The organism is Dactylosporangium sp. CA-233914, from assembly GCF_050942935.1.
Lineage (GTDB): Bacteria > Actinomycetota > Actinomycetes > Mycobacteriales > Micromonosporaceae > Dactylosporangium.
Window position 1 is genome coordinate 10,779,218 of the sequence record NZ_CP192030.1, and the last position, 20,803, is coordinate 10,800,020.

Sequence of the window (20,803 nt, forward strand, 5' to 3'; positions counted from 1 at the left end):
TCGGCGGGAGCGACTGCAGGACTTACAGCGGGGAGACCTGCACCGGCGCAGCCGCCGCGCCCTGGAGGAGGTGGCGATCTTCGGTATCAACGAGGTCCGACTCCGGCCCAATGTACTTGCCCTTACTCCCGAGGCCGCGCGTCAGACTGAGCAAAACCCTGACTCGACCGTCCCGAGCCGACCCTTAATCGGCCGCCTCATTGCTCCACGGGGCTTGGCCATGCGGCTGTACCTCACGACCCTTTACGAGACCCAGGTCCGGCAACGGCCTGGAAGCGCACACACCAACGACCGGCTGCTATGGCCGCCGTCGTCCGAGGACGTCGGCTGGATCGGACTGCTTGCGGTGACGGCGACCGTCTCCGCCAGAGGGCGCTCTGAGATGGACAACCGGCTGCGGCAGGTCAAAAGCGCCATCGAGCGATTGGTCAGAGAAGGCGCTGTCATGCTCCCTGCCGGAACACGTCCCCGGAACAAGTTTGAGCACTTCCTGCTGCGCAACGATGGCGGAGTGCAGCCAGGACTGCCAGCTGAGAGCCGCTACATCACGCCACGGCGGAACGAAGGCGTCGACATCCCGGTGGAGTTCTACACGAACAACTGGGTCCACTGTCTCACCGACAGTGAGATCGCACTATGGCTCAGCCTGCGCCTGCTCGCTAAGGAGCATCCGACCGCCTACCGCGAGTCGGGGATCTTTATGACCGACAGCACCCGGAGGCGCCGATTCGGGCTCACCCGCGACGCTTACGAAGCACACGTCGCACTACGCCGCTTCGGCCTGATCAAAGGCGTCGACAACGAGCCCCGCAAGCTCGCTGGCCGCAACGAGCAGCTGCGCAAGCAGGGCCTCGTCGAGCCCTTCCGCTTCGTCCTGGAGGACAGAACGCTCGACGACTCCGCGACAGAAGTGATCGACTTTGCGCTGCGGGGGGCCTTCACTTAGCGACCACGCGATGCGTCCGTCCCGACGGGCCGACCGATGAACCTGTCCAAGATTCCAGGCCCGTGACCCCGACAGCGACGCCTGCGGTTCCAAGACGGTGTCGGAAGTGACATCCATCTGACACCGGTGATGGGATTCCGTCATGGGTTGTGGGCTGCTGAAAGCGTCATCAGCACGACGACTACCAGCGCAGCGATGTGCCAGAACGGTCCCTGCGGTAGGTGGGTCTTGAACGTTGCTCGCCGCATCGCAACGAGCCCGAGTCCCACCACGGCCGGCGCAAGCGTGGCCAGCATCGCCGTGGCGTACAACGCCAGCCATCCGACCCATGCTGCTGCACCGCCAACAGCCAAGGCGAACCGGACGTCTCCCCACCGGACCTTCGTCGGAGCGGCCAGGGAGCAAGCAGCGACCACAGCAGCGGATCCGAGCCCACCAACCACGAGACGCAGCCATGGCTCAAAATCATGGTTAGCTGCGGCTTCGCCGAGCAGGAGCGCACCGAGGCCGCCCGCGGCGAGAAAGCAGAGCCGGGCCGGCAACCGCTGTACGGCCAAGTCCACGAACATCAACACCGTGCCCACCGCGCTCCACCAACCGAACGCCACCAGCGTGAGGTCCCGCATGCCCGCCAGGACCAGCAGCGCCAATGAGGCAACGAACACGAGCTCGACGGTCCACGGCGGCGGTCCGAGCCGTTGGCCGCAGACGCCGCACCGCGCCCGGGGCGTCAGTGAAGCTGTATCACCGCTCGGACCCAGCAGAGTGGAGCACCGAGGGCACGTTCGCCGCCACGCTCGTCGAGCGGAAACTGAGTGGTGCACGATCGCCCACCGCAGGAGCGGCGTCACGAAGATTGTGCAGCACGCACCGCGCGCCATCGCCTTCGAATAGGAGCGGCTACTTGCGGCCGAAACTGGGGAGCCTCGCCGTTTCGTGGCGTTGGCTTTGGCCGGCAGTGGCTCCCCGTCTGCCGAAGCGGTCCGGCGTCGGTCTGGCCGTGCGCTAGAGCTGTTCCCCCGCGCAGACACCCGCTACCTCCCGCGAACGCTAACGGACACCATTGCCTTTTGGTATCTCGTGGAGCCCCTGCTGCGCCACAGTCCAGAAGGTCCGTACCAGTAGGTGCGGATCGTGCGGTCGGCACGCGGCAGCCGGCCGTGCTTCCCGGCAAGCTACGTCTCTGCGGCGAGGGCAGGCGCGGGGCTGCTGCAGAATGGCCGCGGAGATTGTTCAAACGACGCTCAAGATCGCTGTCCTGGGTTCGGGTCGTCACCAGGGTCATCGGTGTCCGCCTCGCCGGCAGGGTCATCGGGCCTGCGGTGACGGTCGTAGAGCGCGCTGATCTGAGCGAGAACGCCGACGATAGCGCGGCCATCTGTCGTGAGGGCGTGCGCACGCCGCGACTTGGTGAGCGCGACTTTGTGCACCATCCCATCGCCGGTCAAACGTCGGAGGGTCTTGCTCAGCACCCCTTCGGTGATTTCGGGGTACTCCTTGCGGATCGCGTGCGCAAGCTGTGTGTATCGCAAGGGTCCTTCGGACAGATGCGTGAGGACGACAAGGTCCCACTTGCGAGCGAAGATCTCTCTCGCGTTCTGTAGGTGCGATGTTTCCACGCAGCTCCCCTCAGCCCCCGCCGCTCACCGCCGCGACATGATGCGGCGTGAGTTAGGTCATGCGTAGCCTTCAAAGTCACAAGGCGCGGTGGTGCTGTCAAGGGAAATCTTTTGCGATGGATGCGACGTCAACCGATATGTGCGCTATGTGTCAGTGCAGCGATTGGGCGCAAAATCCGCGTAATCGGGACGAAACCGCCGTTCAGGCGTTACGGAGTTGAGTAGGCGCCTGTCGCTGTGCGGGTAATCGACGCAGCTAGGACTCCAAGAAGACTTGTCAGCGTTTGCCCAGCAGCCGTCAGGGTGTACGGACCCGACGGCGACCCCTCGACTGGTTCCACCATCCCCAGCGCGCGAAGCGCCTTGAACTCATCGAGGAACAGCCCGGCATCCGCGCCGCCCGGCGCCGCGTCCGACAGCGGCCTCCCGTCGGCAACCGTGGCAAGCGCCTCCAGCATCAACGGTCGCCCGATCAGGTCCAGCGCTGATCCCAGAACCTCAACAGTGATGGGCTCGGCCACCGAGCGGCCCCCTAGTCGGTGTCGGACTGTCCATGTACGGCGGTAAATCCCCGGCGCCGCGTTGCGGCCAGTGTGGACCTCGGCAGCACGGATGGGCAACACCCGAAAAGGTGAGTGAATCCGCAGATTTTCCGCGCTTCTGGAAGCGCACCTGCAGAACCGTACTTCTCGGTACGGCGATTGCGGACCGTGGCGGCTCGACTGCGTTGCGAGGTATGACCTTGTAGCGGTGTTGCAACTTGCAGCTGGAGGTGGATGGATGCTCGCGCGGGGGGACCTGTCCGGCCGGATGAGGGCGCACAGACCGATGCGATCCGATGTGACAGTCCGGCTCTGGTCTGGGCCGGTCAGGTGCGCATCGAACGGGCACGATGGCGGAATGGCCCGGCATGGCGACGGACGACTGCGGTCCTCGTGCCGGGCTGCTCGCAAGCGCATCAGCGCTGCGTTCACCGTTCTGTCGGGGAGGCTCACATGATTCGCCGCTCGCACCTTGTGACTGAGCTGGTTGCGCTCACGATGGTCGGCTCCAGCTTGACCGCGTGCACAGGGAAGAGTCCGTCTGCGCCAGCGACCGCAAGCCCGGCGGCCAGCGCAACGTCGCCCACGCCGACAGTCGACCCGAGCGTCGCACAGGCGGTGCAGTCGGCGACTGGGGCGTACCAGGGCTACATCCAGTACTGGGCAATCGCCTCGCAGGCGGCGGACCCGGACAACGCCGACCTTGCACGCTATGTCGCCGATCCGCTCTTGAGCCTGACCCGGCACAACATTCAGCGGTTGCGCGACAACGGGCAGGTCCAGCTCGGCGCTCAGACCCGGATCCGTGGATAGCGGCGGCGTGATTGACGCATATCGCTGATGGGCGATGGGTGATGCGGTGTTTCTGCCGGTGGGTATGGTTGTGGCCCGGTGGCGCCGGGTTCGCTGGTCTCGGTGGGGTGTTCGGGCCGGTCGGGCCTGGTGGTCAGGTCCAGATCGGTAGTCGGCGCAGTCGGGGCAGAACTTCGGTGAGACCTTGTTGGTCTGGGGGTAGTCGCAGGGTGAGCTGCCCGGCGTGGCGGACCAGCCGGGCCGGGACCGTCAGCAGCCGATGCCGCAGGGTGCCCAGATGGGCCCGGCCGCGTCCGTCACCGCCGTCCAGACCGGCCAGTTCCTGCAGCCAGGCGGACAGGTTCACGGCCAGCAGCGCACCCCACATCCACACCGTGTTCGCTGCCCGGCTGGCTGAGGGCAGGTGCCGCAGCGCGGCGCCGTGCTTGGCGTCGCGGATGCGGTCTTCGATGTCGGTGCGCATCCGGTGCCACGCCTCGACCGCGACCGCCCTGGCTGGGGTGGACACGTCCAGGTTGGTGGCGATGAACGAGTACGCGTACACGTGGCCGACGAGGCCGTCCAGAGCCAGGGCGAGTTGGTCCTTGGGGATGGTGCGCCGGCGACGGGCCCGTGGATCGGTCGAGACGTCGGCGGCGCGGACCTTGACCCGCCGCACCACGCACGTGGTGCCCGGTGGCCACCCGGCCGGCGCGTAGTCGCAGACGGCAACCTGGGCACCCTTCATCCGCTTTGCCGTGTGCCACGCCGTGTCCGGGACCGCGGCGGCGGCCCGCCAGACCGCCGGGTTGCGGGTCACCCCCAGGGAGAAGTCGCAACCAGCCGCCACTGCGGCGGCCGCGATGTCCTTGGCGAAGTAGCCCACATCGCCGCGCACCTTCGGCCGCACGCTGACCCCGGCCACGCGCAGGGTGGCCACGCTGCGTTCGATCAGCGACCCCGCCCCGGGCGCGGGTCCTCGTCCCCTGCGAGCAGGTCCGCCGCGGTGACCAGGCCGGCCTCCGCCCACGTGGCCACGTGCGGACGCCCGGCCCGGGCACCCTTGTAGCTGTAGGCGATCCCTTCCTTCTTGGCCCCGTAGCACTCCACATCGGTGCCGTCCAGGTCGATGGTGGCCCCACCCGTACGCAGCACCGCGCGCCGTCTGGCCGGCAGCAGTCCCACCACCCGGCCCACGATCTCCCCGATGCCTTCCTCTACCCCGGCCACCTGGGCCGGGCCGAACCGGTCAGCAAGCTGCACCGCGGTGGTCGAGGCCGGTGTGGCCACCGCCGACAGCGCCTCCCCGGCCGGATCGGCACGGCGGCGGTCCAGCCCGGTCCAGAACTGCGCACCGCACATCTGCGCCTGCGCCACCGCGACCAGGAATTGCCCCGCGGACAGGCCCCGGTCCCGCTGCTTGATCGCACCGACTGCGTCGTCCAACGCGGCGGTCACGCCCAACCGGCCGACCAACTCGGCCACCGCGACCACACCCGACACCGGCGTCAACGACGCGTCCGGTGCGCCGACACGCACCCGACCTGCCAAACCAGGTATCCTCTGCACCGAACGGGTGTCCTTCTCACAGCGACGGATTGGTCCCTAGACAAGTCCAATCATCCCTGCTGACAAGGCATCCGTTCATCTATGCCACGCCGTGTTGTATCCCTATCCACGGATCCGGGTCAGACGGCAAGGATTGTGAGTACCCAGGCCGATCTCGACGCCGCCCAGCCGTCCGTGACCATCCATGCATGTCTGGACTACAGCGCCTTGAAGCTGGTCTACAGGGCAAATAGCAGCCCCGTGCCAAACAGCGCAATCAAGGACCCGAAGGTCTCCACCATCGCAACGGTGTGGCGCTACCAGACCGGCCAGTGGCTGGTCAACAAAGCTGAAAGCGGGACAGATCCATGCTAGCGGCGCGGGTTCGTCCGGCCCTGGGCGTGATCGTCAGTGCGGCTGTCGCCGGCACGCTGCTGGCGATTGGCGGTGCAAGCGCCGCGGCGGCAGTGCAGCCGGTCTCCTTGGCAGGTCCGAGCGGCGGCGGGGGCTGCGATACGAGCATCGACCCGTGGTGCTGGTCCGACGGCCACGGTCCAGGCGGTGGCGGCGGGGACGGTGGCGGAGGAGGCGGGTCCGGGTGTACCTGGAACGGGCAGAAGATGCCATGTACCGACCCACAGTTCGGCACCTACATGGGCAGCGGCTGCTACTGGAAAGCGATGGTCCCGCCGCCGCTGGAGCCGCCGCCCGGCGGCCAGGATCCTGCCACCGGCGCTTGGGGTACCAAGACCTGTTACCACAGCCCCGGCAGTGACTATGTCACGCAGGTCTACTACTGGAACCCCAACCCGCCGGACGCCGGGCCGACCCCGGCGCAACTGGCGCAACAGGCGCTGGCGAAGCTGCACTTGCGGGGCGCGCAGATCGGCGTCGCTCCGCAGCCAGGAGGCAGCGGTGCTGTGGGCCTGCCGGTGTGGATGTGGACGGCCGTCACGCCGGAAACGTGGGGTCCGCAGTCGGCGAGCGCGAGCGGCGGAGCGATCACCGTCACCATCACCGCGAAGGCGTCGCGCATCGTCTGGAACATGGGCGACGGACACACCACGACCTGCACCAACCCGGGCACACCGTACGCCGCGAACTACGGCAACACCGACTCGCCAACGTGTGGCTACCGCTATGCCGAGCCGTCGAGCACCACGACGCATCCGCACGGCAGATACCAGCTCACCGCCACGACGTACTGGACGGTCACCTGGGCCGGCGGCGGGCAGACCGGCGTGCTCAACCCAACCAGCCAAGCGCAGACCAGCATCGAGATCGGCGAGATTCAGGCGGTGAGCCAATGACAACCATCCAACGCAGTGCCGCCGACGCGGCGAGCGCACCTCCAGTTGCGGCGGCGGCATCGCTGGCACATCTGCCTCGACGACGCAGCCTGGGTATGTGGGCGCTCGGCATCGTCCTGGTCGTGCTCGGCTCCGTCGGTGCGTACGTGCTCGTGCTCCAGGACGGCATGACGCATCCGTACCTGGCCGTGAGTCACAAAGTGGCGTACGGCGCCGCTATCCAGGACAGCGATCTCACCGTGATCAACGTTAACGCGGCCGTGGGCCTGGACCCTATTCCTGCGGCGCAGCGTGCCCAGGTGGTCGGGCAGCACGCGGCGGCCGACCTCTACCCGGGCACATTACTGATCCGTGACCAGCTCACCAAGGCGGCTATTCCGGCGCCGGGCCAGCAGTTGATCGGCATCGAGCTGAAGCCCGGTCAGCTGCCGGCGCGGACGCTGAAGCCGGGCGACGCAGTGGTGCTGGTGGTTGTCCCGCCGACGGGCCTGGCCGGCGTACCGGATCCGCAGAGCACGGCGGCGCCGCAACCGTCCAGCATCCCCGCCACCGTGGCAGGGACCACGGCGCCTGCGACCAACGGGAACGTGCGGGTGGACGTGGCGGTGTCAACGGCCGACGGATCCGTGGTGGCGGCGATGGCAGCGGCCGGCCGCATCGTGCTCGTCGTGACGACGAGGGGCTGACGATGGCGCTGATTGCGGTGTGTTCAGCGAAAGGTTCGCCCGGTGCGACCACGACGGCGCTCGCGTTCGCGTTGAACTGGCAACGACGTGTCCTGTTGGCCGAGTGTGACCCGGCCGGGGGTGACCTCGCGGCGGGGTTCCTGCGTGAGGTGGCCCTCGACGGTCGGGGGCTGGACCGGTTGACCTCGGCGCTGGCCCGGCAGCCGCTGACCGACGGCATGCTGTGGAACGAACTGGTCGACCTGACGCCCGGCGGTGAATCGGCCATGACCAGGTTGCTGCTGCCTGGGTTGGCTGACCCGGCGCAGGCCGCGATTTGGGGTGAGCCGCAGCGGCGGGGTCAAACGGCTGGCTGGGACCAGCTCGCGGCACGGTTGCCGCTGCTCCGCGACGGCGCAGAGGAGTACGACGTCATCGCCGACTGCGGTCGACTCGCAGCGGCTCACCCGGCGACCCCAATCGTCACACAGGCCGATCTCGTCCTGCTGGTCCTGCGCCCAACGCTCATCAGCGCTCGCGCCGCCTCCACGGTGCTCCAGCAACTGCTCCAGCCGGGCCACCCACCAGTCGGCCTTATCACGGTCGGCGACGGCAGCTACGGCATCAAGGAACTGGCTTTGGAGCTTCGCACTCCCGTCGCTGCGGCGTTGCCGGACGACTCCAGGAGTGCTACTGCCCTGAACAGTGGCACCGCACCCCGCCATGGCCGGCTGCTCCGCGCAGCCAGTCGGGCCGAGCCCGCAGTCCGGCGGATGTACGGCGAGGACAACACACGCTCCGCAACGCCAGCGGTGCTGGGCCGTCGTCGCGTCAGCGAGGAGGCCGGCGTTGTCCGCTAACGCACGCCGCGGCTCCGGCAACAGCAACGGACACCGCCCCGACCCGTCAGTGCTGGGCGCAGCCGTCCGCGCTCAGATCGACAGCCGCTTCACCACTCCGCCGCCCCCACCACCGGTGCCAGTTCAGGAACCGGTGCCGCCATCTCGTTCCGTCGTGCCGCTCGAGGAGGCGGTTGTTCGCGCCCTGCATGAACAGGCAGCGCTGCTGCTGGCGGCGGAGTTCCGCAGCAACGCCGACCAAAGCCCGGAGGACCGACGCGCGATCGGTGAGGACATCTCGGCACAGGTAGTGCGTGCCCACGTCGACGCGCGCCGGCAGACCGGCGAGCGGGTCACCGACGAGTACGAGCAGCGGCTCCTCGACACCGTCCTGGCCTACCTCTTCGGGCTGGGTCGCCTGCAGGCGGCCACCGACGATCCCGAGGTCGAGAACGTCATGGTGCTCGGTTATGACCGGGTACGGATCGAGTACGCCGACGGGCGGGTCGAAACTGGGCCGCCTGCGGCCACCAACGACCATGAGCTGCTGCAGATGATTCAGCGCATCGCCTCCGTCGGCCAGCGCAACGAGCGGGCGTTGACCGCGGCGAAACCCACCCTGCACATGCGGCTGCCGAACGGTAGCCGGCTCGCGGCGATGCACGTGGTCACCACGGCACCGGTCATCGTGACCCGCCGGCACAGGACGAAGAAGGTCAATCTCGACGACATGGTCGATCTCGTGGCCATCGACCCGGTGTTGCGGCAGTTCATAGCCGCGATCGTCCGGGCCAACCTCAACGTCATCATCGCCGGGCCGCCAGGTTCGGGAAAGACGACGTTGATGCGGGCTATGGCGACGCAGATCCCGCGCACTGAGTGGTTCGCCACGATGGAGTCCGAACTCGAACTGGGCCTACACGAGACCGGTGAGTTCGACTGGGTGGTGCCGGTCGAAGCGCGGGAAGGCCACGGCGACCTCGGGCCGGACGGGCGCCCGGCCGGTGAGGTGTCACTGGCGCGGCTTTTCCCGGACATGCTGCGGCTGTCGATGCGGCGAGTCCTGGTCGGCGAGGTCCGCGCGGACGAGATCGTGCCGATGTTCGACGCGATGAACACGATGCGCGGCTCCATGTGCACGCTGCATGTTCGTCACGCCGACGGCGTGCTGCTGCGCCTGGCCGAGCTGCTGATGCGCTACGGCGCTGCTGACTCCCTGACCGGTGCCTGGCTCACGGTGGTCAACGCGTTGGACTACATCATCTACTGCGACGTCATCGATGAGCGACCGCAAGGTGGTCAGCAGCACCGATTCGTCAGCCACGTCATCGAAGTCGTCGGTATGGGCGACGGCGCCAAACCCACCACCCAGGCAATCTTCGGCCCCGGGCCCGACGGGCGGGCACGACCGAAGGTCCACCCGCAGCGCACTCGCGCTGAACTGCTCCGAACCGGGTTCGACCTCGCCTGGCTCAATCAGAGCGACGGTATGTGGACACAGCCGCTGCGCACCATCACCGGCGGTGGCGCATGAGTCCCGCAGTGCTGGCAGCGTTGTCGGCGGCAGTGCTGCTCGCCGGCGTGGTCGTCATCGTCGTCGCGGCGGTAGGAACGCACCAACCTCCTCGGCCTCCTTCGGCGACGGTCAGCAGATTCAAGGCTGTGCTCGGGTTCGGGCTCACTGCTCGGGAGCGGAGCTCCCGACAACTCCTGATCGGGCTGGCTTTGGGCGCGACCGTCACGGTGTGGCTCTACACGGGCTGGCCGGTCGGCGGGTTGACCGCTGGAGCTGCTGTGTTGGTTACCCCGCTGCTGTACAGCGTCGGCACCCGGGAGCGGGAGGTGATCGATGCGCTGGAAGGGCTGGAGATCTGGACCCGGCGGCTGAAGAACCTCGTCCACACCGGCCACGGCCTCATCTCGGGGATCATCAACAGCGCGCGGACCGCACCGGCCCCGATCGCCGCTCAGGTAGCCGATCTGGCCGCTGACCTGCAGGCCGGTACTGACCCTGAAAGCGCGCTGGAACGGTTCGCTGACAGGCTTGACGACTTCCGGGCCGACGAGGTGATCGCTTCGTTGATGTTGCACGTCAGCGACCGGGGCCAGCGCCTGTCCGACGTGCTCGACTCGGTTGCCACGTCAGCTGCCGACGAGGTCGCGATGCGCCGGGACATCGCTGCGGACCGGGCGGAACCGCGGTTCGTGGCGAGGTTCATGACCACGCTGACGTTCCTCGTGCTGGCCGTGCTGTTCCTCAGCGCCGACTACGCGAAGCCGTACGGGATGCTCGTCGGGCAGCTCGTGCTGACGGCCAACATGCTGGTCCTTGCCGGGCTGCTCGCCTGGGTGCGGCTGCTGACCCGACCGACCCGACACGGTCGGTTCCTTGTCCCGGCGGCACAACGTCGCGGCGCGGCATCCCCGCACACGCCAACTCCGTCAGTTCGGCGGGAACGGACGGCAGCACGATGAGTCCCCGAGTCCTCTTCGTCCTGTTGACCGGTGCGGTGATCGGGCTCGGCATCCTGGTCATCGTCCGGGCCGTGCGACCTGCGGCGCCCGCCCTTGGGCCTGCGCTGCGTCAGCTGCGTGCACCCACGGCCGATGACCGCCGGCCTATGGTCCACGTTCGTGGTCCACTGGGTGTGCTGGCCAGCCGGCTACGCATCCCTGCTGCCGAGCTTGCCTTGATCGGATACAGCCCCGAGCGGTACCTCACCGAAAAGCTGGTGTTCCCGCTCATCGGTCTGCTGTTTCCGCCGGTGTTTTCGCTGATCCTTGCGCTGTCCGGGGTGCACTTGGGCCTCGTCATCCCGGCCGTCGTCGGTCTGCTGTTGGCTGTGGTGTTCTTCTTTCTGGTCGACGTCTCCGTCCGCCAGAAGGCGGCAGAGGCACGCGAGGAGTTCAGCCGGCACGTCGCGGTGTACCTCAATCTCGTCGCCCTGGAAATGGCCGCTTCCCGCGGGCCGTCGGAAGCCTTGGAAGCCGCAGCCGCCCGCGGCGGCTGGGTCTGTGACCGCATCCGCGAGTCCCTGCGCGTGTCCCGGCTCCGGCTCGAACCACCGTGGGAAGGACTCAAGGATGTCGCCATCCAGATCGGTGTCCCCGATCTCGGTGATGTCGGCGACATCATGACCCTCGCCGGTGATGAGGGTGCCCAGGTCTACGACACCCTGCGTAGCCGTGCGAAGTCCCTCAACGCTGCCCTGCTGGCGAAGGACAAGGCACGCGCGAAGACGGCGACCACGGTGTTGTACATGCCGACCAGCCTGATGGTCCTCGTCCTCTTCGTTGCCGGCGCCTATCCGTTCCTGTACCGGCTCGTCACCACCTGAGTAGCTCCCCCGCCACGCGACGGGGGAAGAGAGGAGAAACGATGAAGCAGAAGGCACCGATGACCCTCGTACTGCGTCGCCGCTGGCGCGCCGCCCGTACCGACGACCGCGGCGCAACCTCGATTGAATGGGCCATGTTCGCGCTGCTCGCCCTGTTCGTCGCCGGCCTCGTGGTCGGCGCCATCATTCTGGCGATCAACAACCGGATCCCCGGAATCCAGTAGTCAGCATGGAATCGGCACGCCCAGCAGCAACTGATGCCGCGCAAGCACCCCGCCGGGAGAGCCCCCGTCCCCGGCGGGGCCGGCGCGACGACCGCGGCTCAGGCTCGATCGAGTTCGTGATCACCGCCGCCGCGGTGCTTGCCCTCGTGTTCCTGGCCATCCAGGCCGCCAACTACTTCTATGCACGCTCCATTGCCATGGCCGCCGCCCAGGAAGCCGTCAACGCCCAACGGGCCTACAACGCTGCACCCGGAGCCGGCCAGGCCAAAGCGTCGGCGTTCATCGCGTCGACCGGCGACAGCTTGTCCGACGTGAGCATCACCGTTACCAGCGACGGCCAGACCGTCCAGGCAACCGTCGACGGACGCTGCCTGTCGATCGTGCCCGGATTCTGCGCCACGGTCGGCGTCCACGCGACCGTCCACGGCACCGTCGAGCGGGTGACCAGTCCATGATCACAGGGCACCGCCAGCAGCGCTGCCGCGGCGACAGAGGCTCGGCAGCCATCGAGGCAGCGATCCTGGCACCGGTCCTCCTCGCGCTGATCGGTCTGGCCATCGCGGGCGGGCGCATCCAAGTCGCGGGCGGTGCCATCGAGGCCCCCGCGCACGACGCCGCCCGTGCCGCGTCGATCGCCCGGACCGAAGGCCAGGCACGCACCGACGCGTACCGCGCCGCCAGCGCCACTCTCGACCAGCAGGGATTGCACTGCTCGCAGCTCACAGTCGTGGTCGACACCAGCGGCTTCGCAGTACCGGTCGGCCAGCCGGCCACCGTCGCCGCGTCCATTACCTGCGTCGTCGACCTCAGCGACATCGTCGTCGACGGTCTTCCCGGCTCACGGACGATCAACGCGACGTTCGTCAGCGTCCTCGACACCTTCCGGACCCGCACATGACCCTGCGCTCGCGGCCGGGCAGCTCCCGGCGAAACGACGAAGGCCGCATCGCTCTGCTGGCACTCGTGCTGGCCTTCGCCGTGCTCATGATGATCGGGCTCTCCGTCGACGGCGGCGGCAAGATCCGGGCGATGGAGCGGGCCGACAACGTCGCCAGCGAAGCCGCCCGCGCCGCCGCCCAGGCGATCCTCGCGCCGCAAGCCATCGAAGGTGGCGAAAAAGTCGTCGACCCCGCTGCAGCAGTGGCCGCCGCACAGAACTACCTGGCCGCCGCCGGAGTCACCGGCGTCGTCGACATCGCCCCGGACCGCAAACACATCACCGTCACCGTCACCATCACCTACACCACCCTGTTCCTCGGCCTGATCGGCATCAACACCCTCACCTCGACCGGGCACGCCACAACCGTGCTGGTCGCCACCTAACAGCACTCGACAACGCCAAGTCCAGGAGAGGAGCAGACCGTGCCACGCAACATCACCCGGAAGCGACGGCGGGGGCACCACGTCCACCGCATCCTGGCCGGCCTTGCTGCACTGACCGCCATCGCAGCGTTCCTCGTCGTCGTACCGCTGGTACTGATGGCCGCGTGGCGCGCCCTCGGGTCGCCACTGCCGTCCGTCCACGACCTGACCGGCCCGGACGACGGGACCGTGTTCGTCCGGACCTTGTGCCTCGTCGGCTGGCTGGCCTGGGCACTGTTCACCTGGTCGGTGTTCGCCGAAGTCATGGCCCAATGGCGCGGCTGGCAGATCCCCGTCTGGGGTTGGCAACGACGCACCGCCGCCAGCTTCGTCACCGCCGTCACAATGATGTTCAGCTCCCCAGCTGTGGCCGCGACAGCAGCACCCGTCGCGACACCGCCCGCGGTTGTCTCGACCCTGCCAGCCGCCACGGACAACGCAGACAGCACCACCACCGTCGGCAACCTGGACGTGGCGAACCGGTACGTCGAGCACGTCGTCCAGCCAGGTGAACAGATGCCGACCCTCGCCGAACGGTATCTCGGCGACCGCTACCAGTGGCGAACCATCGCCGAGGCCACCTACGGCGTCGCCCAACCCGGCGGCCAGGTCCTCAAACCGGGCGACACCCGCGTCTATCCTGGCTGGACCGTCCGAATCCCCACCAGCGCAGCAGCACCGGCGGCGATGGTGCCGGTCGCGTTGAGCACGTCGACGCCGAGCGCCGCACCGGTGTACGAGGTCCACAAGGGTGACTGGCTCTGGTACATCGCCGAACGCTTCCTGGGCGACCCGGAACGCTACACCGAGATCGCAGCGCTCAACCCCAACCTCATCACCGACACCACCGGCGTCCGAGGACCAGACCACATCGAACGCGGCTGGCAACTCACCCTCCCCGCGGACGCCCACGACCGCGGCCCCAACCGCCACGCCACCGGCACCCTCACAGTTCCGCAGCCAACCCCACCGATCACCCAACCCGGCGAACCCAGTGCCGGATCGGATGACTCCGGCTCCGATCCGTCGACCACCACCTCACCACCCGCCATCGCGCCCAGCACCACAGCGAGTCCGGCAGCCAGCGCGACAGCTACGCCGAGCGCATCGGCGAGCACGAGCGCGAGTCCAGCGACGAGCCCACGACCGAGTACCACCACAAAACCAGGATCAGCCGCAGCGAGTACCAGCCAGCCGGACGGATCCACGGCAATCGCCGATGCCGCCCAACCGGAACACGCCGATGACACCAGACTCTTCGACACCGTCCTGCGCATCGGTGCGCCACTTATCGGAGCCGCCCTGCTCGCCACCCTCACATTGCGTGTGCTCAGCCGCCGCCGCTCCCGCCAGCAGCAACACCGTCCCGTCGGACGCCGTCTGCCCGAACCGGCCAGCCCCACAACGGAGACACACATGCGCGTCGTAGCCGAGCCGGCCGCGGTAGACCGCCTGGATCACGCACTGCGCGCCCTGGCAATGCAGCTCGCCGGCCGCGCCGCCGACCGGATGCCCGACATCGTCGGCGCCTGGCTCCGCGGCACCGAGGTAAACCTCCTCCTCACCAGCCCGAACACGGACGCACCCCACCCATGGATCAGCGAGGGCCTGTCCTGGACCCTCCCGGGTGACGCATCGCTACCAGAATGCGACGGCCAGCTCGCACCGCTACCCGTCCTTGTCGCAGTCGGCTCCCGCCCCGGCATGCACCTGTTACTGGACCTGGAACGCCTTGGCCTCCTCACCATCACCGGTGACCCCACCGCCAGCGGCAACCTGCTGCGCTACCTCGCGGCCGAACTCGCCCTCAACAGCTGGAGCGACCACGTCGACGTCCACATCGCCGGTTTTGATGGCGAAGAAACCGGCGAGCTGCTGGCGCTGAGCAGCGACCGCCTCACCGCCGCGCCTAGCGTCTCAGCCGCCATCGAACGCATCCGGCGCCGCGCTGGGCAGGTCGTACAGTCACTCGACCATCTCGACGCGGGCGATCCGATGGCCGGGCGCGTCGCCGACGTTGCCGCCGACGCGTGGATGCCGCAGGTCCTCCTCATCAACCAGCCCAAGGCAGACGACGTCACCGCGTTGGAGGCCCTCGACAGCGATCTTGCTGCTATTGGCCGGTGCGCTGTCGCCGTAGCCGTGGCCAGCAGCGGCCCGATCGGGCGCTGGCCGGTAGCTGTCGAAGCCGGCGGCGCGCTGGGCATTGCGTTTCTCGGTATGGACGGTGAGGACGGCGTGAACGCTGCCCAGCTGCCGCGTGCCGAATTGAGCCCGCTCGCCGACCTACTCACCACAGCCCGTCGAGGTGTCCCAACGCCTGGCCAAACCGAGCCCGACGGTGAAGCCGCAGAAGAGTGGGCAGCGGCACCCCCGGCCACCGACACCGACGCTTGGGCACGCGGCACCGACACCGCCGGGGCACTCATCGACACCAGCAGCGACACAACGGCCGAATACGACGACGAAGCAGATCCTGCCGACGATGACGCCCCAAAACCCGACGATCTGGCATTGCGGCCGTCCTCCGAGGAAGAGCATCCAGCTCAACCCACCACAACCGACGCCGCGACAGCCAATTCGCCCCCGAATGGGGGCGACTTCGAACGCGGCAGCACCGTTGGGCGACCGGCGGTGATCGCGTTGGTCGGGCCGCAGCCGGCCCGCAAACGAGTCAACGCCGCCGTACGAGGACATCGCCACCACGACCCCACTCTTGACGCGGACCTGCACTCCTGGACCGACGCCGATCCGACGCGACCGCGCATCGCCATCCTCGGCCCGGTCACCGTCGAAGCACCCGGGCAACTGCCCGACGAACGCCTCCGGTTCTACGCCGAGATCATCACCTACCTTGCAGTCCGCGGACAGCACGGCGTCACAACCGACCAGTTCGACGATGCGATCTGGCCCGAACAACAGGTCAAAGCCAACACCCGCCGTGTCGCCGTCGCCCGTGCACGCCGTTGGCTCGGAGAGACCCCCAACGGCGATCCCTGGCTACCGGACGCAACCGCCGACCGCCGATACCGGCTCCGCGACGGCTACCTCCTCGACTGGACACTGTTCCGGCGGCTCCGGAGCCGAGGTGAGAGCCGGGGGCCTGCAGGCATCAGCGACCTACGCAACGCTCTCGCCCTCGTCCGCGGTGCACCCCTCGCCGGAGCAGACATCGCGTACTCCTCCGTCGCCCGCAACCCCTTCGTGTGGCTGCCAACCTCCGAGATCCAGCCCCACCACCTCGCCGCCGCCGTCGTGGACACCTCACACCGCCTCGTCGAACTCAGTCTCGACGGCGGCGACATCCCCGGCGCCCGATGGGCCGTCGAGCAAGCCTGGCTCGCCGACCCCGAACGAGCCAACGACATCGCCTGGCGAGACCTCCTCCGCGTAGCCGCAGCAGAAGGCAACGCCGCGGAACTTGACCACCTCCTCGAAGAACTCATGACCGCCCGCGATGCCGAAGTCCCCGAAGACCTCGACAAAGAGACCTACCGGCTGCTGTGCGACGTCATGCCGGAACGCATGCGGGCCGGCGTCCGCTAAGTCATCTCCACCGACGGGACGAACAGTGGAATGGCCTTCCCAATACGGCGATGGCGACCATGACCCGGCGTCGCGACAGCGGCCGAGTTCGGTGCTGGTGGCTGCGCTTACTGTTGCCTGCGTCGCGGACGGGGCCCGGGGCGGTGTGACCGGATCGCTACGGTCGACTCTTCGCCGTTACTACCGAGCCGCGCAGCCCGCGCGCTAGCTAGACGATAGTTTCGCAGAAGGTCTGCGACGTTCGCGCCTCCCGTCGGTGCTGCGAGGATCAGCGAGGCAACAAGTTCTTTGCGGCTCGTCCGTTCGCCTGTTTGCTCGGCAAGCGTTACAAGGTCGTCGAGCCGGTCGTTGATCGGTGCCGGCAGCGACAGGCCGATGCGCTTCTCTGGACATTCGGGCAGAGGTGTGTCGGCGCTAATTCGTCGCCGCGTGGTCATGCACCTGCTCCGGACACCAAGGTAGTCTATCGCCGAGACGCGCGTCTAAAACATGTCTATCGCGCGTATTCGCGACGATGTAGGATCTCGCATCCGGCGAACAAGCCGGCAGGAGGTGGTGTTAGGTCATGGCGATGCAGGTCGAGAGCGATCCGGCCACTCGGCCCCGGCTGGTGAACCCCGCCAACTTCCTCTTCGCCACCCGTGACACCGGTTACAAAACGACCGGACTGGCGATCGCGGAACTGATCGACAACTCGCTTCAGGCCGGAGCCAGAAGCATTGCGGTTGAGGTCGGCGCCGCGCCGGGCCCCGGCAAGCCGATCGAAATCATGGTGGTCGATGATGGCGAAGGTATGGACGCTGGTTCACTCGCGGAGGCCCTGACCTTCGGCGGGACCAGCCGGTTCAACGACCGGAGCTCTCTTGGCCGATACGGAATGGGACTCCCGAACGGTGCGCTCAGCCGCAGCCGGCGGGTTGAGGTCTTCACCTGGCGACGCGGTGCCGGCGTCCTCTGGTCAAGGTTGGACATCGATGAACTGGCTAAGACGGGCGAGGCTACTCTGCCCGCCGTTGAGCGCATCGACCGCCCGCACTTTGTTCCGGTTTCCGACTCCGGTACGGTAGTGCGCCTGACCCGCTGCGACAGGGTCGAGTACAAGCGCTCATCGGCGCTCGCCCGGAGGCTCCGAGACGATTTGGGGCGGATCTACCGACACTTCCTAGCCGACGGTGTCATCTTGCAGGTGAATGGTCAACCCGTGACGGCCAACGACCCTCTCTGCCTCCAGCCCGGTTCGAAGATCACCGGCGGCAGCCAATTCGGCGACGATCTGCTCTACGAGATACCCGCAGGTTCGACGAATGGCATTGTTTCGGTTACGTTCAGTGAGCTGCCGATCGATCGCTGGCATGCCTTGTCCTCTGAAGAGAAGCGAACCATGGGTGTCACAGCTGGCGCTCCAGTGTCCGTCGTCCGGGCTGGCCGCGAGATAGACCGCGGGTGGTTCTTCATGGGGAGCAAGCGTCGCGAGAACTACGACGACTGGTGGCGATGCGAGATCAGGTTCAACCCAGTCCTCGACGAACTGTTCGGAATCACGCACGCCAAGCAAGCGATCTCGCCACGTCCGGAGTTGCTGGAGATCATCGCACCGGATCTGGAGACTATCGCTCGCGCGTTGAACAGCCGAGTTCGGCAGCGTTTCATGCTGGTCAAAGCGGCTGAGCCCCTGAGTGCCGCCGAGCAGCAGGCCGCCAGGGCGGAGGCGTCGCTGCCATCCCTGCCACGCGGACGACGCGTCGTTCCCGACGAACTCAAGGACCTGGTGAACGGCTTGAGTCAGCACGACGCCCCCTATCAGATTGCGGTTGCAGAGTTGCCGTCCATGGGCGCGTACGAGGTAGTCATGCGGGGCCGCCAGGTCGTCGTCCTCCTGAACGCCAAGCATCCGTGGTACCGCGACCTCTATGGCCCGCTGGCCATGAGTGAGTCGAGCAGGGACCGTGATCTTGCCCGCCACGTGGCGCTCACGGTTCTCGCGACAGCTCGCGCTGAGGCAGCACTACAGCGAGCCAGCGAGCGCGGGCATGCGCAGAGGCTCCGCCAAGTGTCAGCCGACGTTCTCGCCACTTTCATGAATGCTTAGCATGACCGAGGTGTGGTACCGATTGCCGAGCCCTCCCGGGTGTCGCGCCGCGGAGCGACGCGCCTTCGAAGCGCTCGGTCGCGCGCTCGCGAGCGCCGACGGTTCGGCGCGCGAAGCAACGCGTGAACGGTGCCTTGCCTCCGACAACGCCGCCCTGACGGCCGCCTGTCACGTACTGCTTGATCTTGTAGGTCAAGGCTGGAACGTGCGGGTCGACGGGGACGAAGTGGCCGTCGCTCCGCCGCTGGGTTTCGCTGATCCCGTTGAGGAGAAGCGCCGGGTTCGGCGACAGGAACTCATCAAGCGGAACGAGCAACTGGCCACACCGTCGGTACGTCGGTTCGTCCTCGCCATGGAAAAACCTCGGGAATTCAACGGCAAGTTCGTGTCGATCTTCAGCCTTATGCGTGACGGCAACGAACTTGCGGAGGCGCTGCTGGCCGTCGGTGACCGTGAAGAGGTGGACCCGGCCCGACTCCGCGAGGTGATCGACCCATACGTGCAGGTGGTGTCTGCCGAGAGGTGCGCGCAGACCGGGCTCAAGCTGATGGACATCTGGCGCTACTTTCGGCTGACCTGGTCGAACCAGTACACCAGCACTCCTGGACGCACGATGATGATCCTGATCCGGGACCGTGCAGCCGCTTTTCACCCAATCATTGGGATCGCTGCACTCGGCAGTGCTGTGGTGCAGATGGCCGAACGGGATGACTGGATCGGCTGGCAGTCGACGGTCTTCCTTGAGAACCTGCGCGCGGCCCCAACACTACGGATGGCACGTTGGATTGCGGCACGGCTGCAGACCTCGCTGGACGAATTGTATGTCGACGATCTTGTCAAGGATGGCCTGTACTGGCCCACTTTGTGGGAGGACCCAGCCGCCGAAGCGATCGAGCGGCTGCTGAAAGAGGCCGAAAGCCGGCGACGAGATCACCACAGGTTCGTCAAGGCGACGGACTTCAAGAAGGTTCACGATCCCGACGATGTTGCCGGATGGCGTCGGCGCGCAGAGTCCGATCTGTTCCGTAGTAAGCGCTGCCTCGCCCTGGCTGACCTGCTCAGCGCCCGCCAGGCGCTCGCGCCCTACTTGTATCCGAAGGCGACCCGCGGCGGGCTCTCCCAGGCGCTCGACGATGTCAAGGCGCGGCGGGCGATCATGTCCGTGCTTCGGCGGGCAAAAGCCGACGCGGTCGGCACCGAGATCGCCGACCTCACGGTCTGTGGAGCCATCGCGCCGTACAACGCGTTGCTGGGCGGCAAGCTCGTCAGCATGCTGGCTGTCAGCCCTACAGCGGTGAAGGCATACCGCCAGCGCTATGCGACGTATGCCAGCGAGATCGCGTCCTCGATGGCGGGCCGGCCGATCCGCCGCCGATCGAACCTGGTGTTCGTCGGCACCACCTCGCTCTACGGCTCAGGTGCCAGCCAGTACAACCGCATCCGCATTCCTCCCGAGGTCCTCGACGGGTCTCTGCCCATCGAATTCCGTCAACTTGGCCGTTCCAAGTCGTTCGGAACCTCCCACTTGTCGGCGGAATCGGTACGGGCGCTGGTGCGCCTTGCGGAGCAGACCGCCGGCGGTGCGCGGGTCAACAGCATCTTCGGCGAGGGGGTGAACCCGAAGTTCCGCAAGGTCCGCCATGGTTTCGACCTATTGGAGTGGCCCTCGGACACCTTGCTGCAGCACGGGCGTCAGCGCATTATCTACGGCATCAGCCTGGTCGACAACCTCCTGCCGTACCTGCTTGGCATCGACGCGGAGCCGAGCTATAGATTCCGCCGCCGGCCAACCCTGGACGATGTGGAGGCGATCACCGGATGGTGGATACACCGCTGGCTGCACGCGCGCAGCAAGTCGCCAGCGGTGTTGGAGGCGGTAACGGCGCACCGTCTGACTAGGCCGGTCATTCATGGCGCGCGTGTCGAACTGCCGGACCTGCCGCTGGAACGCGGCAGGCACGAGCAACTGGAGCTGTACTGACT

The 20,803-nt window shown here is 67.3% G+C and carries 21 protein-coding genes; 16 read left to right on the forward strand and 5 right to left on the reverse strand.

All coding sequences use genetic code 11. From position 1 onward, the window contains the following. The first annotated feature begins 220 nt into the window (after positions 1–220). A complete protein-coding gene (locus ACQPY0_RS47870; RefSeq protein ID WP_432976808.1) occupies positions 221–946 on the forward strand; it encodes a hypothetical protein in 726 nt (241 codons plus the stop codon). Between the two features lie 140 nt (positions 947–1,086). On the opposite strand, the gene ACQPY0_RS47875 is transcribed toward ACQPY0_RS47870, so the two are convergent. From ACQPY0_RS47875 to ACQPY0_RS47885, 3 genes are all read right to left on the reverse strand, one after another. Next, positions 1,087–1,596, reverse strand: coding sequence for a hypothetical protein (locus ACQPY0_RS47875; RefSeq protein WP_432976811.1), 510 nt, complete (start codon positions 1,594–1,596; stop codon positions 1,087–1,089). A 594-nt stretch (positions 1,597–2,190) separates the two neighbouring features. Beyond that, positions 2,191–2,565, reverse strand: coding sequence for a winged helix-turn-helix transcriptional regulator (locus ACQPY0_RS47880; protein ID WP_432976814.1), 375 nt, complete (start codon positions 2,563–2,565; stop codon positions 2,191–2,193). Positions 2,566–2,774: 209 nt separating this feature from the next. Then, positions 2,775–3,086 carry a hypothetical protein gene (locus tag ACQPY0_RS47885; protein WP_432976817.1) on the reverse strand — a complete coding sequence of 104 codons (312 nt, stop codon included), beginning with the start codon at positions 3,084–3,086 and terminating at the stop codon, positions 2,775–2,777. A 639-nt stretch (positions 3,087–3,725) separates the two neighbouring features. On the opposite strand from ACQPY0_RS47885, the gene ACQPY0_RS47890 reads away from it, so the two are divergent. Continuing rightward, positions 3,726–3,920, forward strand: coding sequence for a hypothetical protein (locus ACQPY0_RS47890; RefSeq protein WP_432976820.1), 195 nt, complete (start codon positions 3,726–3,728; stop codon positions 3,918–3,920). Between the two features lie 133 nt (positions 3,921–4,053). On the opposite strand, the gene ACQPY0_RS47895 is transcribed toward ACQPY0_RS47890, so the two are convergent. Together ACQPY0_RS47895 and ACQPY0_RS47900 are read right to left on the reverse strand one after the other, a co-directional pair. Continuing rightward, on the reverse strand, positions 4,054–4,839 hold the full coding sequence (locus tag ACQPY0_RS47895) for a transposase (RefSeq protein ID WP_432976823.1): 786 nt from the start codon (positions 4,837–4,839) through the stop codon (positions 4,054–4,056). Positions 4,840–4,850: 11 nt separating this feature from the next. Continuing rightward, positions 4,851–5,450, reverse strand: coding sequence for a hypothetical protein (locus ACQPY0_RS47900; protein WP_432976826.1), 600 nt, complete (start codon positions 5,448–5,450; stop codon positions 4,851–4,853). A 153-nt stretch (positions 5,451–5,603) separates the two neighbouring features. Here ACQPY0_RS47900 and ACQPY0_RS47905 point away from each other — a divergent pair, with 153 nt between their 5' ends. From ACQPY0_RS47905 to ACQPY0_RS47970, 14 genes are all read left to right on the forward strand, one after another. Next, positions 5,604–5,822 carry a hypothetical protein gene (locus ACQPY0_RS47905; RefSeq protein ID WP_432976829.1) on the forward strand — a complete coding sequence of 73 codons (219 nt, stop codon included), beginning with the start codon at positions 5,604–5,606 and terminating at the stop codon, positions 5,820–5,822. Between the two features lie 245 nt (positions 5,823–6,067). Further along, positions 6,068–6,757 carry a hypothetical protein gene (locus ACQPY0_RS47910; RefSeq protein WP_432976832.1) on the forward strand — a complete coding sequence of 230 codons (690 nt, stop codon included), beginning with the start codon at positions 6,068–6,070 and terminating at the stop codon, positions 6,755–6,757. Positions 6,758–6,852: 95 nt separating this feature from the next. Beyond that, complete coding sequence (locus tag ACQPY0_RS47915) at positions 6,853–7,443, forward strand: SAF domain-containing protein (RefSeq protein WP_432976835.1); 591 nt, start codon at positions 6,853–6,855, stop codon at positions 7,441–7,443. A gap of 2 nt (positions 7,444–7,445) precedes the next feature. Continuing rightward, positions 7,446–8,282, forward strand: coding sequence for a ParA family protein (locus ACQPY0_RS47920; protein WP_432976838.1), 837 nt, complete (start codon positions 7,446–7,448; stop codon positions 8,280–8,282). A 154-nt stretch (positions 8,283–8,436) separates the two neighbouring features. Beyond that, positions 8,437–9,795 (forward strand): CpaF family protein, encoded by a 1,359-nt coding sequence (locus ACQPY0_RS47925; RefSeq protein ID WP_432976841.1) that lies wholly within the window; start codon positions 8,437–8,439, stop codon positions 9,793–9,795. Beyond that, entirely contained in the window at positions 9,792–10,736 is a 945-nt protein-coding gene (locus tag ACQPY0_RS47930) for a type II secretion system F family protein (RefSeq protein ID WP_432976844.1), read from the forward strand. Before ACQPY0_RS47925 ends, ACQPY0_RS47930 begins: the two co-directional genes overlap by 4 nt. 23 nt (positions 10,737–10,759) lie before the next feature. Continuing rightward, positions 10,760–11,599 carry a type II secretion system F family protein gene (locus tag ACQPY0_RS47935; RefSeq protein WP_432976847.1) on the forward strand — a complete coding sequence of 280 codons (840 nt, stop codon included), beginning with the start codon at positions 10,760–10,762 and terminating at the stop codon, positions 11,597–11,599. Positions 11,600–11,640: 41 nt separating this feature from the next. Beyond that, positions 11,641–11,823, forward strand: a complete 183-nt coding sequence (locus tag ACQPY0_RS47940) for a hypothetical protein (protein ID WP_432976850.1) — start codon at positions 11,641–11,643, stop codon at positions 11,821–11,823. A 116-nt stretch (positions 11,824–11,939) separates the two neighbouring features. Continuing rightward, positions 11,940–12,278, forward strand: coding sequence for a pilus assembly protein (locus ACQPY0_RS47945; RefSeq protein WP_432976853.1), 339 nt, complete (start codon positions 11,940–11,942; stop codon positions 12,276–12,278). Further along, on the forward strand, positions 12,275–12,721 hold the full coding sequence (locus ACQPY0_RS47950; RefSeq protein ID WP_432976856.1) for a TadE/TadG family type IV pilus assembly protein: 447 nt from the start codon (positions 12,275–12,277) through the stop codon (positions 12,719–12,721). Before ACQPY0_RS47945 ends, ACQPY0_RS47950 begins: the two co-directional genes overlap by 4 nt. Continuing rightward, positions 12,718–13,146: a pilus assembly protein TadG-related protein gene (locus ACQPY0_RS47955; protein ID WP_432976859.1), complete on the forward strand. Its 429-nt coding sequence runs from the start codon at positions 12,718–12,720 to the stop codon at positions 13,144–13,146. Before ACQPY0_RS47950 ends, ACQPY0_RS47955 begins: the two co-directional genes overlap by 4 nt. Positions 13,147–13,374: 228 nt before the next feature. Beyond that, positions 13,375–16,731, forward strand: a complete 3,357-nt coding sequence (locus ACQPY0_RS47960) for a LysM peptidoglycan-binding domain-containing protein (RefSeq protein WP_432976862.1) — start codon at positions 13,375–13,377, stop codon at positions 16,729–16,731. A 565-nt stretch (positions 16,732–17,296) separates the two neighbouring features. After that, a complete protein-coding gene (locus ACQPY0_RS47965; protein WP_432976865.1) occupies positions 17,297–18,820 on the forward strand; it encodes an ATP-binding protein in 1,524 nt (507 codons plus the stop codon). Between the two features lies 1 nt (position 18,821). Beyond that, positions 18,822–20,801 (forward strand): Druantia anti-phage system protein DruA, encoded by a 1,980-nt coding sequence (locus ACQPY0_RS47970; protein ID WP_432976868.1) that lies wholly within the window; start codon positions 18,822–18,824, stop codon positions 20,799–20,801. Positions 20,802–20,803 lie beyond the last annotated feature (2 nt).